Origin of the sequence: Psychrobacillus sp. FSL K6-1464 (assembly GCF_038003145.1) — a bacterium.
GTDB classification, from domain to species: domain Bacteria; phylum Bacillota; class Bacilli; order Bacillales_A; family Planococcaceae; genus Psychrobacillus; species Psychrobacillus psychrotolerans.
In genome coordinates, this window is the sequence record NZ_JBBOOP010000001.1 from 966136 (window position 1) to 983494 (window position 17359).

14 protein-coding genes are annotated in these 17359 nt (G+C 37.1%); all 14 read left to right on the forward strand.

Annotated features, from left to right (window positions below):
• Window positions 1-137 precede the first annotated feature (137 nt).
• The 14 genes from MKX39_RS04590 to MKX39_RS04655 all read left to right on the forward strand — a co-directional run bounded on the left by MKX39_RS04590 (window position 138) and on the right by MKX39_RS04655 (window position 17356).
• On the forward strand, window positions 138-632 hold the full coding sequence (locus MKX39_RS04590) for a C40 family peptidase (RefSeq protein WP_093537309.1): 495 nt from the start codon (window positions 138-140) through the stop codon (window positions 630-632).
• Between the two features lie 153 nt (window positions 633-785).
• A complete protein-coding gene (locus MKX39_RS04595) occupies window positions 786-1166 on the forward strand; it encodes a PilZ domain-containing protein (RefSeq protein WP_340761741.1) in 381 nt (126 codons plus the stop codon).
• A 110-nt stretch (window positions 1167-1276) separates the two neighbouring features.
• Window positions 1277-1834, forward strand: coding sequence for a ribosome hibernation-promoting factor, HPF/YfiA family (gene hpf / locus MKX39_RS04600; RefSeq protein ID WP_093537311.1), 558 nt, complete (start codon window positions 1277-1279; stop codon window positions 1832-1834).
• A 135-nt stretch (window positions 1835-1969) separates the two neighbouring features.
• Window positions 1970-4480, forward strand: coding sequence for a preprotein translocase subunit SecA (secA, locus tag MKX39_RS04605; protein WP_340768566.1), 2511 nt, complete (start codon window positions 1970-1972; stop codon window positions 4478-4480).
• 192 nt (window positions 4481-4672) lie between these two features.
• Window positions 4673-5777, forward strand: a protein-coding gene (prfB, locus tag MKX39_RS04610; RefSeq protein WP_407691709.1) for a peptide chain release factor 2 whose coding sequence is annotated in 2 segments (ribosomal slippage) — window positions 4673-4738 and window positions 4740-5777 — 1104 coding nt in all. Because the reading frame shifts where the segments join, the coding sequence is not laid out codon by codon here.
• Between the two features lie 81 nt (window positions 5778-5858).
• Window positions 5859-7325, forward strand: a complete 1467-nt coding sequence (locus tag MKX39_RS04615) for a methyl-accepting chemotaxis protein (RefSeq protein WP_340768568.1) — start codon at window positions 5859-5861, stop codon at window positions 7323-7325.
• 762 nt (window positions 7326-8087) lie between these two features.
• Window positions 8088-8963 (forward strand): YitT family protein, encoded by an 876-nt coding sequence (locus MKX39_RS04620; protein WP_340768570.1) that lies wholly within the window; start codon window positions 8088-8090, stop codon window positions 8961-8963.
• A 50-nt stretch (window positions 8964-9013) separates the two neighbouring features.
• Window positions 9014-9361 (forward strand): cytochrome c551, encoded by a 348-nt coding sequence (gene cccB / locus MKX39_RS04625; RefSeq protein WP_093537315.1) that lies wholly within the window; start codon window positions 9014-9016, stop codon window positions 9359-9361.
• 278 nt (window positions 9362-9639) lie between these two features.
• Entirely contained in the window at window positions 9640-10326 is a 687-nt protein-coding gene (gene ftsE, locus MKX39_RS04630; protein ID WP_093537316.1) for a cell division ATP-binding protein FtsE, read from the forward strand.
• On the forward strand, window positions 10316-11203 hold the full coding sequence (gene ftsX / locus MKX39_RS04635; RefSeq protein WP_093537317.1) for a permease-like cell division protein FtsX: 888 nt from the start codon (window positions 10316-10318) through the stop codon (window positions 11201-11203). Before ftsE ends, ftsX begins: the two co-directional genes overlap by 11 nt.
• A 29-nt stretch (window positions 11204-11232) precedes the next feature.
• The gene (locus MKX39_RS04640; protein ID WP_340768571.1) at window positions 11233-12555 is read left to right on the forward strand and encodes a murein hydrolase activator EnvC family protein; all 1323 of its coding nucleotides are present in this window, start codon (window positions 11233-11235) and stop codon (window positions 12553-12555) included.
• 1479 nt (window positions 12556-14034) lie between these two features.
• The gene (locus MKX39_RS04645; protein WP_340768573.1) at window positions 14035-14613 is read left to right on the forward strand and encodes a peroxiredoxin family protein; all 579 of its coding nucleotides are present in this window, start codon (window positions 14035-14037) and stop codon (window positions 14611-14613) included.
• Window positions 14614-14685: 72 nt separating this feature from the next.
• The gene (locus MKX39_RS04650; RefSeq protein WP_340768575.1) at window positions 14686-16101 is read left to right on the forward strand and encodes a S41 family peptidase; all 1416 of its coding nucleotides are present in this window, start codon (window positions 14686-14688) and stop codon (window positions 16099-16101) included.
• Between the two features lie 85 nt (window positions 16102-16186).
• A complete protein-coding gene (locus tag MKX39_RS04655) occupies window positions 16187-17356 on the forward strand; it encodes a PDZ domain-containing protein (protein WP_093537321.1) in 1170 nt (389 codons plus the stop codon).
• The last annotated feature ends 3 nt before the right edge of the window (window positions 17357-17359 follow it).

Below are 17359 nucleotides of genomic sequence, written 5' to 3' on the forward strand. Positions count from 1 at the left end.
TTATATGCAAACCCTTGGAAATACTCGTTTTTCTTTGTAACACAATTGTTACATAACTGTAAAATTAAAAAGGTTTAAAGAATGGTAACATGAGTTTAGAGAAATAATCAGAAAATTTAAGACCTTGGGGGAACACGATGAATTTGAAATCTATGTCGCAAAAAGTCACGGCTATGTTACTATTATCTGTTCTCTTAGTAACAGCACCATTCGCAGTAAATACGCAAGCCGCAAGTTCTGTTAACTCATCTGAATTAGTCGCAACAGCTAAAGATTTAATTGGAACGAAATATCGTGGTGGCGGTACAACAAAAGCAGGTTTTGATTGTTCAGGATTCGTAAGTTATGTGTATAAAGATTTAGGAGTAAGCCTTCCGAGAACATCTTCTGGAATGTATGCTTCGGGTTCTAAGGTAGGTAAAAGTGATTTAGCTTCTGGTGACCTAGTATTCTTTAATACAGCTGGTAAAGGTGTATCGCATGTTGGTATATATATTGGAGACGGGAAATTTATCCACTCATCCTCTTCAAAAGGTGTGAAAATCGATAAGTTAAGTGATCCTCATTATTGGGGAGACCGTTATGTAGGAGCTAAACGAATTGCGGATGTAACAGTAGCGATAAATAAATAAAACATATACATGTCTGTTCTATCGTATAATTTACGGTAGAACTTTTTTGTTTCTTAAAATAGTGTAAATTATCTCATATCATTTGATAATTCTTTCCTCATTATGCATAATGAAGAAATATAAAATTTAAAAATATCGGAAGGAGAGGTGGATTTGAAGTATAATCGCAATGAATATTTTCGTTATACATTTGAAGAACCCTGTGACGCAACCTTTCGTCTAATCAAGCAAAACGAAGGCAATGTTGGTGTGGAGTTATCAAACAAAGGTGCCTGCAAAATCATAGACATAAGTCCGAATGGCTTGAAGTTGTTTAGCGATTTATTTATCTCCATAGATCAATTACATCATGTGGAATTGAATTTCACGTTAGATACAAATCCTATTTCCATGGTTGGGGAATTTGTATGGTCCCACCGCAAAGCATGGGGCCATGAGTATGGTGTTAAGTTGGTTGGAGATAGTGAAAGTGAACAGATGATTATTGGAGAGCTAAAAAAACGTAGACGGAAAGAAATGGAACTTAAAAAGTAAAAAATATTACAAGTTTCGACAAAAAATAAATAAAAACTTTAAAATAAGAAGGATATTTTAAAGGTGGTGTTGAAATATATATATAGAGTTAAATTAAAGGAGGAGTTTTCATGCTAAACTTTAACATTCGTGGAGAAAATATTGAGGTGACTCCTGCAATACGTGAGTACGTTGAAGGTAAGATTGATAAAGTAGACCGTTACTTCAACGAAGAGATTCAAGCGACTGCAAACGTTAACTTAAAAGTGTATAACGACAAACAAACAAAAGTAGAAGTAACAATTCCTATGAAAAACTTAACACTACGAGCAGAAGAACGTAATGCAGATATGTATGCTGCAGTGGACTTAATCGTAGATAAACTAGAACGTCAAATTAGAAAATATAAAACAAAAGTAAATCGCAAGTTCCGTGAGCGTGAAGGTGTAGCTACATTTTTTGCTACAATCGATCCACCTGAAGGAGCAACAGATCATTCCGAAGAGGATGAATATAATATCGTCCGTACAAAACAGTTCGACCTAAAACCAATGGACCAAGAAGAAGCAGTATTGCAAATGAACATGCTTGGTCATAACTTCTTCATCTTTACAGATGCTGAGTCTAATGGTACTCATATCGTTTATAAACGCAGAGATGGAAAATACGGCTTAATCGAAACTAACTAAGCCTTTAAAGACTCATATCCAACTCTCCTCGTAATTGCGAGGAGAGTTTTTTGATTTAATAATGGACCTTATTTGCGTGCCTTTAGAACGAATGGTAAAATGTAGAGTAAGATATTAAATGGGAAGTGAAAATAGATGCTGGGTGTATTAAACAAAGTGTTCGATTTGAATAAACGTGAACTAAAACGCTTAGAAAAAATTGCGGATAAAGTAGAAGCATTAGAAAGTACAATGGAAGCCTTAACTGATGATGAACTTCGTGGGAAAACAGACGAGTTCCGCGGACGTTATGCAAAAGGAGAAAACATAGATAGTTTACTGCCAGAAGCATTTGCAGTAGCACGTGAAGGATCTAGACGTGTACTTGGAATGTTCCCTTTCCGTGTTCAAATTATGGGAGCAGCTGCTCTAAACGAAGGTAATATTGCGGAAATGAAGACTGGGGAAGGTAAAACACTAACTTCTACATTATCCATTTATTTAAATGCAATTACTGGTCTTGGTGCGCATGTTGTTACGGTCAATGAATACTTATCTAGTCGTGATGCTGCGGAGATGGGAAAATTATATAATTTCCTAGGTTTAAGTGTGGGATTAAATTTAAATTCCATGTCCAAAGAAGAAAAACGTGAAGCTTATGCTGCGGATGTTACGTATTCGACGAATAATGAGCTTGGGTTCGATTATTTAAGAGATAATATGGTGTTATACAAAGAAGATAAAGTGCAACGTCCACTTCACTACGCTGTAATTGATGAAGTTGACTCAATCTTAATCGATGAAGCTAGAACGCCGTTAATCATTTCTGGACAAGCCAATAAAGCAGCACTTCTTTATAAACAAGCAAATGCATTTGTACGTACCTTAACAAAAGAAGTAGATTATTCTTATGAAGAATCTACAAAAGGTGTAACACTAACGGATACAGGTGTTGAAAAAGTAGAAAAAGCTTTCAATATAGATAACTTATTTGACTTGACCCATGTGCGTTTAAACCATGCAATCAATCAATCACTTAAAGCCCACGCTTCTATGCATTTGGATGTCGACTATGTCGTTCAAGAAGGTGACATTGTAATCGTTGATTCGTTTACAGGTCGTCTGATGAAAGGTCGTCGTTACAGTGATGGTCTTCATCAAGCGATTGAAGCAAAAGAAGGCTTAGAAGTTCAAAATGAGTCAATGACAATGGCTACAATTACGTTCCAAAACTTTTTCCGTATGTACGATAAGCTATCAGGTATGACAGGTACGGCAAAAACGGAGGAAGAAGAATTCCGTAATATATACAATATGAACGTTATTGCGATTCCAACAAATCGTCCAATAGCAAGGGATGACCGTGCAGATTTAATCTATGCTTCTATGAATGGTAAATACGAAGCAGCAGCGGCTGATATTGCAGAACGCAATAAAAATGGTCAACCAGTTCTAATAGGTACTGTTGCCATTGAAACCTCTGAAATTATTTCTAAATTGTTAACTAAACATGGCATTAAGCATAATGTATTAAATGCCAAAAATCATGAACATGAAGCAGAAATTATTGCGACTGCGGGACATTTAGGTTCTGTAACGATTGCAACAAATATGGCTGGTCGTGGTACAGATATTAAATTAGGTGACGGTGTCATTGAAGTTGGTGGATTAGCGGTTATTGGTACAGAACGACATGAATCTCGTCGTATAGATAACCAATTACGTGGACGTTCTGGTCGTCAAGGTGACCCAGGGGTAACACAGTTCTACCTATCGATGGAAGATGAGTTAATGCGCAGATTTGGTTCCGATAATATGCGTGCGATGATGTCTAAGCTTGGTATGGATGACTCACAGCCAATTCAATCTAAAATGGTATCTCGTGCTGTGGAATCAGCACAAAAACGTGTAGAAGGAAATAACTTCGATTCACGTAAGCGTTTATTACAATATGATGATGTACTACGTCAACAACGTGAAATCATTTATAAAGAACGTAATGAAGTACTTGAAACAGAGAATATGCGTGTACTAGTTGAGTCGATGCTATTTGGAGCAATTGAACGTTTAGTTTCTTCTCATACAAGCTCTGAGAATAAGGCAGACTGGAGCTTAAAAGGGATTGAAGATTATGTTCAAGCGAATTTGTTGCCAGAAGATGTCATTACACAATCAGAATTAGAAAGTTTATCTTCTGAAGAAATGATCGAAAAAATCAAACAAGAAGTTATAAGTTTCTACGATGCGAAAGAAGAAGAAATGACTGCCGAACGTATGCGCGAGTTTGAAAAGGTAGTATTACTTCGTTCTATTGACTCTAAGTGGATCGATCATATCGATGCAATGGATCAACTTCGCCAAGGAATTCATTTGCGTGCATATGGGCAAACGGATCCACTTCGCGAATACCAAAGTGAAGGATTCGCTATGTTCGAAGCAATGGTCGATTCCATCCAGGAAGACGTTGCTAAATACGCGATGAAAGCTGAAATTCGCAATAACTTAGAACGTGAAGAAGTAGCAAAAGGGCAAGCTGTAAATCCAAAAGAAGAAAGCGGCCCAGTGAAGAAAAAACCTATGCGTAAAGAAGTTTCTGTCGGACGAAACGACCTATGTCCATGTGGTAGCGGTGAAAAGTTCAAAAACTGTCACGGTGCAGTAAAATAATATAAAAGCGCAAGACGCCTGTAACCCTCGACCAGCCTTGGAAAACTTTATCTTAATCGTAAAGCGACTCGAGAGGTTGGCGTCTGTAGCAAGCCACTAAGAAATGCAGAATACGTTCACATGTCGTTACAATGTTATTGTAACGACAAAGTTTGAGCTATAACTAGACACCAGAAAGTCGGAGGAATACAAATGATAGAAATTGCAACAGTACGTAATGAACTAGATAGAACTTCAGGAAAGTTAAAAGACTTTAGGGGGTCTCTTTGACTTAGAAAACAAAGAGGTTCGTATTCAAGAATTAGAGGAGCTAATGACATTTCCTGATTTTTGGGATGATGCACAAGGAGCTCAAAAAGTAATAAATGAAACTAATGCTCTAAAAACAATAGTAGAAGAATATCGTTCTCTTGAATCTACGCAAGAAGATTTGGAAATGACTTTGGAATTGATCAAAGAAATGCCAGATGAAGAGTTGCAAGAAGATCTTGGGAAAGAACTCAATGAGTTTACAAACAAGCTGAGTGACTTTGAATTACAAATGTTACTTAGTGAAGAATACGACAAGCATAATGCAATTTTAGAATTGCATCCAGGTGCGGGTGGTACAGAGTCTCAAGATTGGGGTTCTATATTGCTTCGTATGTACCAACGATGGGCAGATAAACGCGGCTTTAAAGTAGAAACGATTGATTATTTGCCTGGAGATGAAGCTGGTATTAAATCGGTAACTCTACTCATTAAAGGACATAATGCATATGGCTATCTAAAGGCGGAGAAAGGCGTTCATCGTCTTGTACGTATTTCACCTTTCGACTCATCAGGGCGCCGTCATACTTCATTTGTATCCTGCGAAGTAATGCCGGAGTTTACAGATGAAATTGAAATTGATATTCGGACAGAAGATTTGAAAGTTGATACTTATCGTGCAACTGGCGCTGGTGGACAGCATATTAATACAACTGACTCAGCAGTTCGTATTACGCATTTACCAACAAATACGGTTGTTACTTGTCAGTCAGAGCGTTCGCAGATAAAAAATCGTGAGCATGCGATGAAATTATTAAAATCAAAATTATATCAATTGAAGATCGAAGAACAAGAAGCACAGTTATTAGAAATCCGTGGGGAACAAAAAGAAATCGGATGGGGAAGTCAAATACGTTCGTACGTATTCCACCCATACTCCATGGTAAAAGACCACCGTACAAATGAAGAAAGCGGTAATGTTCATGCCGTTGTAGACGGTGAAATTGATCCGTTTATTCACGCTTATCTACGTTCGAAAATAAACTAATAGACGTTTTAGAAACCGATGTTATAATTATATAGCATCGGTTTTTTAATTTTCAGAATATAAAGGACAGGGGAAAGAGTAATGAATATTAATGAGTTGAAAAATGAAGACTTACAGAGAAAAAACGTCATTTTATTTTTAGCTTATGCATTAGCAGCAGGTTTAGGATTACTTGTTCAAATTATTATTCAACAGGCAGTAGTTGTCATTATTTCAATTGGAATTCCATTTGTCATATCCATAATTATGTTTATTATCGCTCGAAAGTCGATATATTTCGCACGTATATTCCCTTATTTTGTCATACTAGCGGGGACTATTACAGCCGTCAGCATGAGTTATTTCAATGAAGTAAGCATCGCTACAATCGTTTTAGCCCTTTTCATTCTAATTCTAAGCAGTTTACATTCAAAGCAGAGTATTTTTGTATACGGTTACATTTTATGTGTGTTCGCAATGATATTAAATGTAATGTGGGATGATTCAGGTATATTTGAAGGACGAACTGTGAATATTTTCTTCATCCAGTTCATAATGGCACTAGGTATCTTCTTACAAGTAAGGCAAAGTAAGAATCTATTCACGAAAGTTGAAAAACTTTTAGAAGATGCTAAAGTTAAATCTGATGAAGAAACATTTCTACATCAAAAACTGGAAACTGCAGTGTCTGTCATTACATCTAATTTGGAGCAAATTCGTACGAATACATTTAATACAAACAATGCACAGGCAGAAATGCTTATTGCTGTAGGGGAAGTTAGTATTGGTTCTCAAAAACAAGCAGATCATGTAGTGGATATTGTAAAATCTACTGAGGCCACTTCTGATTCAGTAAAAGAAATGGCTGGACATTTACATGAAATCGTCAAACAAGCTGAATTTGCAGAACAGAATGCTTCGGACGGTTCTATAATGATGGAAAAGATGAAAAATGAAATTGATGAATTCACCGTATTTTTTGTGGAACTCAATAAAACATTTAACGGTCTTTCCGAAAAAATTAATGAAACAAATAATTTTGCGAGTGATATTCGTCAAATAACAGCACAAACTAATCTTCTAGCCTTGAATGCATCTATAGAAGCCGCAAGAGCTGGAGAACTCGGAAAAGGGTTTGCCGTTGTGGCAGAAGAAATCCGAAAACTTGCTGGTGTCACTGATCAGTCTCTAGAAAAAATAGATGATAATTTAAACCAATTAAACAAATACAATCAAGAAGCTCTTAAAAAGTTAGAAAATGGAGTAAATCAAATTTATGCACAAGTTTCAACAGCCGATAAATCAAATAAATCATTTAATAAACTTCATGAAACAATGAAGAAACTGCAAAACGAGTTAGCTAAGTTCTTAAAGGATGTAGATATTATCTCCAATAATACAGAATCCATTAATATTAGTACGAGTGAATTTGCGGCTATTATTGAAGAAAGTACCGCGACTGTAGAAGAATTCAATGCAACACTTGTGCAAATAACAGAAGATCAGCAGGCAATTGCCAACTATATCGATGAAACATATAAAGAAGCCCAAAGCATTAATACAAAATAGACTTAAAGAGTGTGTCTTAGGACATGCTCTTTTTAAATACAAAGTATATAAAAATATAGAGTGAACATTGTAGTTCAAGGATACTGATTTCCATTTCAGGTGGACGCTTTCGGCGGGGTATCGACTTTCTCGCTTATACGTAGGAGTCGCCACCCTGCATTCCAATCAGTAAGTGAGTAGTCATTAACTATTAATTTGAAATGAGCTTATCTAAACACGATAAAAGGTAAGCTTATAGTAACTAACATATTTGCCTAGAATGTTAGTTAGTGATTTATACGGCATATTGTCCGAAGGCAGTCAATTTAATAGTTACTTATTTTAATAAAAATACAAATATGGTGTACTTTGTGTATTGTTGCGGAGGGAGGCGACTCCAGCGGAATAGCATGAGTTGAAAGCCCCGCAGGAACGCTTAAGAGGAACTAAGGCTAAGAACGCCACTTCGTGTGGCAACGCCTTCGTGACCAACATCCTGTTGGCCCGAGGAAATTGAAGCCATACCCGCGGAAAGCGTCCGCCCAGAGCAGAAATCAACTTTATATTTTTATTTTTAATTACTTATCCATGAACTTGAAACAGTTGTGTATGTATAACTCACTGTTTTGGAGAGATAACATCTATATAAGACAATCCACAGCTCTCCTTTTCATCCACTTCACTTCACCTTGTCAACACGCTATCTTGTTGAAGTTCACAAATTACTTTTCACTTGTTATACTAGTGCAGGCAAACAAAGAATGTGGATGAAAGAGGAATGAAATGGAAACTAATATTAATCGTAGACAATATAAAGAACCACACCCCATTATTAAAAATTCCAAGGATTATGTTTATGTAATCATTGGTGCAGCTATTATTGCGATCGCATTCAACGTTTTTTTGTTACCGAACCAGGTAGCTTCTGGTGGAGTTAGCGGAATTAGTACAATCTTAAAAGGAGTCTTTGGTTGGGCGCCTGGACTTGTGCAATATGCATTTAATATTCCATTGTTTATAGCAGGACTTATATTTTTAGGCGCAAAATTTGGTATTAAATCGTTTGTCGGTACATTAGTGCTACCAGCAGTTGTACTATTGACTGCTGCCTGGGAACCATGGACGATGAATCCATTACTTGGCGCATTGTTTGGTGGAATTAGTGTTGGTTTAGGTTTGGGTATCGTTTTTAGAGGTGGAGCATCTACAGGCGGAACAGATTTAGCGGCACAAATTATTACGAAGTATACGGGATTCTCTCTTGGGACAAGTGTGCTGTTAATAGATGGATTGATCGTACTTAGTGCAGCTTTTGTTTTTGATATTGAAAGGGCCCTTTATGCGTTAATAGCATTATTTGTTACCACTAAAACGATTGATCTCGTGCAACTAGGTTTTAGTCAATCAAAAATGATTTATATTATTACGAATAAACAGGATGAAATTAGAGATGCTATATATACCGAGATTGATCGCGGTGTAACGAAACTTCCAGCTCATGGTGGGTATACGAATGTGGAAAGACCAATTTTAATGGTCGTGGCTTATCAGACAGAGTTCACAAAGTTGAAACATATCATTAAAACTATTGACCCTGCTGCTTTTGTCATAGTTTCGGATGCCTATGAAGTACTGGGAGAAGGTTTCAAAAGATCATAAGTAAGGTATAATGAGTATGCAGATTAAATTTAACTTAGGGAGGTAATAACATGAATAAGAAACTCTTAGCTTTAATATTTGGAGCAGGATTAGTACTTGCTGCATGTGGTGGCGGAGATGATAAAGCTGATAAAGATACATCAACAGACTCTGGAACTACAACTACTGAAACAGCTTCAGTTGACGCAGAAAAAATTGTTAGCGCAAAATGTATTAGCTGTCATGGTCAAAACTTAGAGGGACAAGGTAACTTCCCGGCCCTTAACAATGTAGGTTCACGCCTATCACAAGATGAAATTTTAAATGTAATTGAAAACGGTAGAGGCGCAATGCCAGGAGGTATTATTTCTGGAGATGACGCAACTGCAGTAGCAGAGTGGTTAGCTGCTAAGAAATAATCTTTGAAAATTAACAAACGAAATCAGCTGCTCTTTGAGTAGCTGATTTTTTTATTGAAATAAAAGAAGGAATCTTCTCACATAATGTAGAATATGGGGTAGTGGGTACAAGGTATGTAAGTTAAATTTACTAGTTAGGATAAAACGTAGATTCGACTTTAGACAATTCCCCCTATAATTACCTATAAAATGAAATCTAATTGTAACAAATAATAGCGTATCTAATGTTATAATAGGCGTGTTGCATTTTATGACGAATCTAAATAGGTGGTTTATTAATGATAGAAATGATAAATGTCTACAAGAAATACCCAAATGGTATTGTTGCCGCAAACGGTATTGATGTAAAGATTGAACAAGGTGACTTTGTCTATGTAGTTGGACCAAGTGGAGCAGGAAAAACGACATTCATCAAAATGATGTATCGAGAAGAACGCCCAACCTCAGGAGATATTTTAATAAATGGTATCAATTTAGCTACTCTAAAAAATAGTAAAGTTCCACTTTTAAGACGCCAAATCGGTGTAGTGTTCCAAGATTTTAAATTATTACCACGTTTGAGTGTTTATGAAAATGTGGCGTTTGCATTAGAAGTTATAGAAGAAACACCAAAAGTGATACGACAAAAAGTTATGGATGTATTAGAACTGGTAGGGTTGAAAGGCAAAGCAAGAATGTTCCCAACGGAGCTTTCAGGTGGAGAACAACAACGTGTGTCAATTGCAAGATCCATCGTCAATAGACCCAAACTTGTTATAGCAGATGAACCTACAGGAAACTTAGACCCAGAAACCTCATGGGAAATTATGAATATATTTAAAGAAATTAATGCTCGAGGAACAACAATTATTATGGCAACTCATAATAGAGAAATTGTTAATACTATTAGACACCGTGTTATTGCAGTTGAGGGTGGATTAATCACTCGAGACGAATACGGAGGAGAATACGGTTATGAAGGGTAGAACATTAGCAAGACACTTTAGAGAAAGTTTAAAGAGCATCAGTCGTAACGGATGGATGACATTTGCTTCGGTTAGTGCGGTAACAGTTACATTATTACTTGTCGGCGTTTTCGTCATGATTATGATGAACTTGAACAAAGTAGCAGATGACTTGGAGAAAGACGTAGAGATTAAGGTCTATGTCGAATTAACAGCAGATGAAGCAGCTATTACAAAGCTAGAACAAGATATTAAAGACACAACTGGAATTGAAGAAGTTACATATTCTCCAAAAGGAGAAGAATTAAGTAAATTAGTAGTTGATTTTGGAGAAGATTTACGATTATTTGAACAACAGAATCCACTACATGATGTGTTTTATGCTAAAGCTACCAATCCTCAGGAAACAGAAAAAGTGGCAGCAAAATTAGATCGTCTCGATAATACGTTTGAAGTTAAGTATGGGGAAGGTAAAATAGAAAAACTATTCTCCTTCTTGAACACAGGGAGAAATGTTGGATTAGTGCTAATCTTGGCATTACTATTTACAGCAATGTTCCTAATATCTAACACCATTCGTATCACAATTGTTGCAAGAAGAAGAGATATCGAAATTATGAAACTAGTAGGAGCAACGAATTGGTTTATTCGTATTCCATTCATCTTAGAAGGTATGTGGCTAGGGATTTTAGGAGCTATCATTCCTATAACATTAGTTACAGTACTCTACTCTAATATCTATAAATTGTTAGAGCCAAAATTAGAATCAGGAAACTTATTTAAACTGCTCGAATTCTCGCCATTTATTTATCAAGTAAACGCATTAATATTATTAATGGGTGTACTTATTGGTATCTGGGGAAGTTTCATGTCGGTTCGTAAATTTTTACGGGTATAATTGGTAAATTGAAGGGAGCAAGATAGGTTTTGAGAAAACAGTCTAAATGGATGCTAAGAATTATGGCTATAGCTACTACTGGGGCGCTTTTAATAACGACTCCTAGCGCTTTAGCGAATACTCTAGATGATTTGAAACAGGAACAAAAACAATTAGAGCAAAAGAAAAATAATATTGACTCAACTATCAAACATACAGAAGGTAAGATCGATCAAAATGTATCGAAAATAGATCAAATTATGGCTCAAATTAAAGAGTTAGACACTAAGATTATTAATACAGAATCACAGATTTCGGAAGTATTAAACCAAATAAAATTAACAACTACTGAAATTGAAAAGTTACAAGCTTCTATTAAAGAGCTTGAAAGAAAAATTGAAGAACGCGATCAACTACTAAAAGAACGTATTCGTGCTGTTCAAGTAAGCGGAGGATCTGTAAGTTACCTAGATGTTTTATTAGGGGCAAATAGTTTCATCGATTTTATCGACCGTTTTTCTGCTGTCAACACACTGATGGATGCAGATCGTACTATCTTAGAAGAGCAAGCAAATGATAAAAAACAATTAGAAGAACAACAGGCAAGTTTAAATAAAAAATTGCAACAGCAAGAAGATAGCAAAAATGAACTTTTAAGTTTAAAGGCCTCCCTGGATGGACAAAAAGCTTCTAAAGGTAATTTAGTAGACCAACTAGAGGTAGAACAAGCAAAATTACATGAAGAAAAAGAAGGTTTAGAAACGGAATATGACGAAATTCTAAACTTAAGTCAAGAAACACAAAATAAAATCGTTTCTGAACAAAAAAGATTAGCAGAAGTTGCAAGAAAAGCAGCTGAAGAAAAGAAACGTAAAGAAGCAGCAGAAAGACAACGTCAGCAAGCAGCAAGTGGCGGTGGCGGTGGTGGTTCTTCAATAGCCATTCCAAATGTCTCTGCTGGGGCATGGACAAAACCAGCATCAGGTCGATACACTTCTGGATATGGTAGTAGAACACACCCAATTTCAGGAGGAATAAAAACTCACTACGGTATTGATATTGCGAACAGTACAGGTACACCAGTACTATCTGCTGCTGATGGAGTTATTTCTTACGCTTCTCCACTGAGCACATACGGGAATGTAATCATGGTGACACATTCTATTGATGGCCAGACATTTACTTCTTTATATGCGCATTTAAGTAGTATTAAAGTTGGTGTTGGACAAGTTGTATCAAAAGGTCAGATTATTGGAGCGATAGGTACTACCGGTAATTCTACTGGACCTCATTTACATTTTGAGATTCATATTGGAAACTGGGAAGGTATGGCCAAAAACTCTGTTAACCCACTGAGATATATTTCATTATAATAGTAACCAACGCTTTTCCATTCGTGGAGAAGCGTTTTTTTATTGTAGATTTCATAAATAAAATTCAAGATAGCTTATGGAAAGGGACTACTGTGATTTCCGTTCCGTGCGGTCCGTGAGCCTCTTGCAGAGTCTCACCTGGACACGGTGTTGCCGCAGGAGTCGCCGCACTGCACTTCAATCAATAAGTGAGTAGTGTTAACTTTGAAATTGGATCGATTTTAGTAGTATAAAAACGATGAAATGGAAATTTTAATATAGGAGGAAAAAACCCTAGCTAGATTATTCAGCAAATAACCGATTGTAGTAAGTAACAAAAGGCAGTTACTACTGTGATTTACGTTCCGTGCGGACGCTTACCGCGGGCGGTCCGTGAGCCTCTTGCAGAGTCTCACCTGGACACGCTGTTGCCGCAGGAGTCGCCGCACTGCACTTCAATTAATAAGTGAGTAGGTGTTAACTTTAAAATTCAATTGATTTAGTAGTATAAAAACGATGAATTGGAAATTTTAATATAAGGAAAAAACACTAGCTAGATTATTCAGGAAATAACCGATAGTAGTAAGTAACAAAAGGCAGTTACTACTGTGATTTACGTTCCGTGCGGACGCTTTCCGCGGGCGGTCCGTGAGCCTCTTGCAGAGTCTCACCTGGACACGCTGTTGCCGCTGGAGTCGCCGCACTGCACTTCAATCAATAAGTGAGTAGGTATTAACTTTGAAATTGGATTGACTTAGTAGTATAAAAACGATGAATTGGAAAAGGTTAGTTAAGAGAAAATGATTCAGATCTATAGAAATTAGAATCAGTATCATCAGTGGTGCTTAGGAGGTGCGCCTTCCAAGCCGCATGAGCGCGAAGAATGAGACTTCCTAAAGGATGAAGGAGCTAAAAGCGACCATCCTGGAAGGCTCATGCGTAGCGTGCGGCTAGCGCCGATCCGTTTAGAGAACATTTTATTAGCATAAGAATGAGTTACTCGCTCTGGGTCTGTAATTTATTAGCGTCTGATATCTTAATAATGAACACTTCATAACTATAGATATTCAATTTAGTATCATCAGTGGTACTTAGGATGTGCGCCTTTCAAGCCGCATGAGCGCGAAGAATGAGACTTCCTAAAGGATGAAGGAGCTGAAAGCGATCATCCTAGAAGGCTCATGCGTAGCGTGCGGCCAGCGCCCATCCGTTTAGAGAACATTTTATTAGCATAAGAACAATTTAGTATGATCAGTGGTACTTAGGATGTGCGCCTTCCAAGCCGCATGAGTCCGAAGAATGAGACATGAAGGAGCTGAAAGCGATCATCCTGGAAGGCTCATGCGTAGCGTGCGGCCAGCGCACATCCGTTTAGAAAATATTTCATAAGCTTACTTTTCACTACATAGTCACAATTGCAACTCTTTTAATTCGTATTTTAGGCAACGGATAACATATAATAAGGGCAGAGAAATATATGTACCAAGTAGGAGGTATTATATGAAAAAGAAAATAATTGCGCTAGTAGTTATTGCTGCTCTAATAGCAATAGCCACAATATCGTTTGTTAGAGGTAATATCGATGAACAAGAGGCATTTGCAGGGGAGCAGTTGGGCACAGATTTGGCAAACAATCCTGCCAACGAAGGTTTAGGTCAAGGGAATGTGGCACCTAACTTTACACTCACGACATTAGCTGGCGAGGAAGTTACGCTCGCAGATTATAAAGGGAAGAAAATAGTTTTAAATTTGTGGGCAACTTGGTGTGGACCATGTAAAGCAGAAATGCCACATATGCAAAACTATTACGAAGATATGGCAGAGAAAGAAAATGTAGAAATTTTAGCTGTCAATTTGACAAGTAGCGATGTTGGAATCGATAAAGTGAAAGCCTTCCAAGATGATTATGCACTTGGCTTTCCTATACTTTTAGATGAAGATGGAATAGTTGGAGAAACCTATCAAGCGATTACAATACCAACGACGTATATGATCGATACGACAGGGACCATCCAAAATAAGATTGTTGGTCCAATGGATGAGCAAATGTTAGCAGACTATATAAGTAATTTAAAATAAGAATCGATTTTTGGGGCAAGTATTAAACTCCTCTTTTCACACATATATTAGTGGAAAAGTAGGAGGTTGAACTTGCGCAAAAGTCGATTTTTTCTTTATGGATTGCTAGTCGTTGTTGTTTTAGGTATCGGGTATATGTGGTTGATGAAACCATCAGCTACAGAACAAAAAGATGTAAGCAATAGTCAAGTCATTGATGAAGCGTTTCAATTAATCAAAAAAGAAGCAGTATTCTCCAAAAATGACAGTCTGCTCGTTGAAGGAGCCATTCGTGGTATGGCTGAGGCATTAGAGGATCCGCATAGTACGTATTTAACTATGGAAGAAGCAGCGAATCAAGAAGCATCACTAGCAGAGGAAAGGGTTGGAATTGGAGCGGAGATTATGCTTTCGGCAGGAAAGTTTGTCGTAGTAGCACCTTTAAAAGATTCACCTGCTTTTAAAGCTGGCTTAAAGCCTCAGGATGAAATCGTTCGAGTAAATGAAGAAAGAGTAGAAGGAAAGTCAATGACTCAGTTAATGCAGTTATTAAGCGGTAAAAAAGGTACTAGTATCAAAATGACTGTATATCGGTCTAGTGAGAATCGCCATGTCGAATTACATATGAAACGGGACACGATTGCGATGCATACGGTTTCCAGTGATGTTTATGAAGTAGATGATTATTCTCTAGGCATTGTCAATATTTCATTATTCGGAGAGAAGACTGGAGAAGAATGGGAGAAACAAACGAAAGCTCTGGTAGAACGAGGAATAGATGGACTTGTAATTGATGTTCGAGGAAATCCAGGTGGCTATTTATATAGTGTTTCGACAATAATCGGTACTTTACTACCGAATGGTTCCACTTTTGCTTATATGCAAGATGCCAAAGGCGTTTTGGAAATGCTAAATACTGAAGCAAAAGATAATCAGTATTTAAACAAGCTCCCGGTGGTGTTGCTACAAAATGGGGGTAGTGCTTCAGCAAGTGAAGTATTAGCTGGGGCTTTAAAGGATAATAAGCGTGCAATGATTGTTGGCGAAAAAAGTTTTGGTAAGGGGACAGTGCAAGAAACACACCCACTTCAAAATGGAGGAAAGCTTAAAATCTCCACTCATAAATGGCTTACTCCGAAACAAGAGTGGATCCATCACAAAGGAATTCAAGCAGATTTACAGGTCGAGCCAGATGAATTATATATGATGGATATAAAATACTATCAAGGGAATTTTCATGTGGGAGACTTCGGGGAGGAAGTAAAGTATGTTCAACAAGTGTTAGGGGCACTTGGTTATAATATCAGTCGTCAGGATGGATATTTTGATGAAGATACACAGGATGCTATTGAAAAGTATCGACAAGAGAGAAGCCTAGACGAGTATAACGAGATCGATGATGTATTATTTCAGTCATTATCAAAAACTATTCTAGATTATAAAACTAGTAGAGAAAACGATAAACAGTTCCAAATGGGAGTAAGTTATTTACTTCACGATATCAAATAACAAAGTATATACGAAAATCCTATACGCAAAGCCCTCTACGTTTGTTACAATAATAGGAAGTATAGTTGTAAGTGAGGGGATGCGTATGGTGCAAGAAGTATTAATCGAATTGGTTAAAGGAATTGGACGTTTTTTCCTTCATCCAGCAGTATATGTTACGCTTCTCTTCTCGATATTGATCGGATACGTTCGCGTTAAAAGAGAAAGAAGACAATTTCGCACGAGGCTACTATGGGGATGGACCGAGGCAAAAGGGTTCTTGCTAGATGGTATCATTTGGGCACTTATTTTATCAGTTATTAGCGTAGCTATCGGATTAGTTATTCCTAATTCATGGCTATTGATATATAGCATGTGGATGCTATTATTTATACTATTGTTTACGTATCAGTTTGGTTCTGCTATTTATACAATTGCATTAGGTACGGCAACTGCCTACGCTATGTATACATTTAACTGGAGTTTAGACGTATTTACTTGGACTGTTTCGGGGCTAGATATTCTTCAGGCAGGAATTGTGCCAGTTGCTATAATTGCTGGATTGTTACTCATTGTAGAGGGCGTCCTTATTCAAAAGCATGGGTCAGCTCAAGCTTCACCAAAACTGGTTACTACTCATAGAGGTATCGAAGCGATTGTATATCATGTGAAAAAATTATGGTTATTACCTATACTACTGGTGATCCCGGGGGATGTTATTCCTACGTATTTACCTTATTGGCCACAGTTTACATTAGGAGAAACTGCTTTTTCTTTCGTTGTATTTCCATTTGTAATTGGTTTCCAACAAAAATCTCAACATTCTCTACCGATTCATTTTTTTGCTGGGTACGGTAAAATTGTTTGGCAACTAGGAATTGTTATTACAATAATTGCAGCGATCGGTTATTTTGAGCCATTAGTAAGTGCAATTGCTATACTAATAGGTGTCATCGCGAGATTGCTAATAACTATTATAAAATACCAACAAGAAAAAACAGGGAACTATGCTGTATCGCCACAATCGAATGGTGTTATGATTGCAGGTGTGCTTTCTGGATCTCCTGCCGAGAAAATGGGTCTTTTAATAGGAGAACGTATTGTTAAAGTGAACGGACAGAAAGTTGAAAACGAACAGGAATTATATGAAGCAGTTCAAATAAATGCTGCTCATTGTCGCCTAGAAGTGCTGGATTCAAACGGAGAATTACGTCTTCGTCAGCACATACTATTTAGACATGATCATTATCGACTAGGTCTAATCTTAGTTAGATAGGAG

Coding starts and splice junctions, on each gene's coding strand:
- MKX39_RS04590 (WP_093537309.1), top strand. CDS start 138: ATGAATTTGAAATCTATGTCGCAAAAAGTCACGGCTATGTTACTATTA.
- ftsE (WP_093537316.1), top strand. CDS start 9,640: ATGATAGAAATGATAAATGTCTACAAGAAATACCCAAATGGTATTGTT.
- secA (WP_340768566.1), top strand. CDS start 1,970: ATGCTGGGTGTATTAAACAAAGTGTTCGATTTGAATAAACGTGAACTA.
- cccB (WP_093537315.1), top strand. CDS start 9,014: ATGAATAAGAAACTCTTAGCTTTAATATTTGGAGCAGGATTAGTACTT.
- ftsX (WP_093537317.1), top strand. CDS start 10,316: ATGAAGGGTAGAACATTAGCAAGACACTTTAGAGAAAGTTTAAAGAGC.
- MKX39_RS04655 (WP_093537321.1), top strand. CDS start 16,187: ATGGTGCAAGAAGTATTAATCGAATTGGTTAAAGGAATTGGACGTTTT.
- MKX39_RS04615 (WP_340768568.1), top strand. CDS start 5,859: ATGAATATTAATGAGTTGAAAAATGAAGACTTACAGAGAAAAAACGTC.
- hpf (WP_093537311.1), top strand. CDS start 1,277: ATGCTAAACTTTAACATTCGTGGAGAAAATATTGAGGTGACTCCTGCA.
- MKX39_RS04645 (WP_340768573.1), top strand. CDS start 14,035: ATGAAAAAGAAAATAATTGCGCTAGTAGTTATTGCTGCTCTAATAGCA.
- MKX39_RS04620 (WP_340768570.1), top strand. CDS start 8,088: ATGGAAACTAATATTAATCGTAGACAATATAAAGAACCACACCCCATT.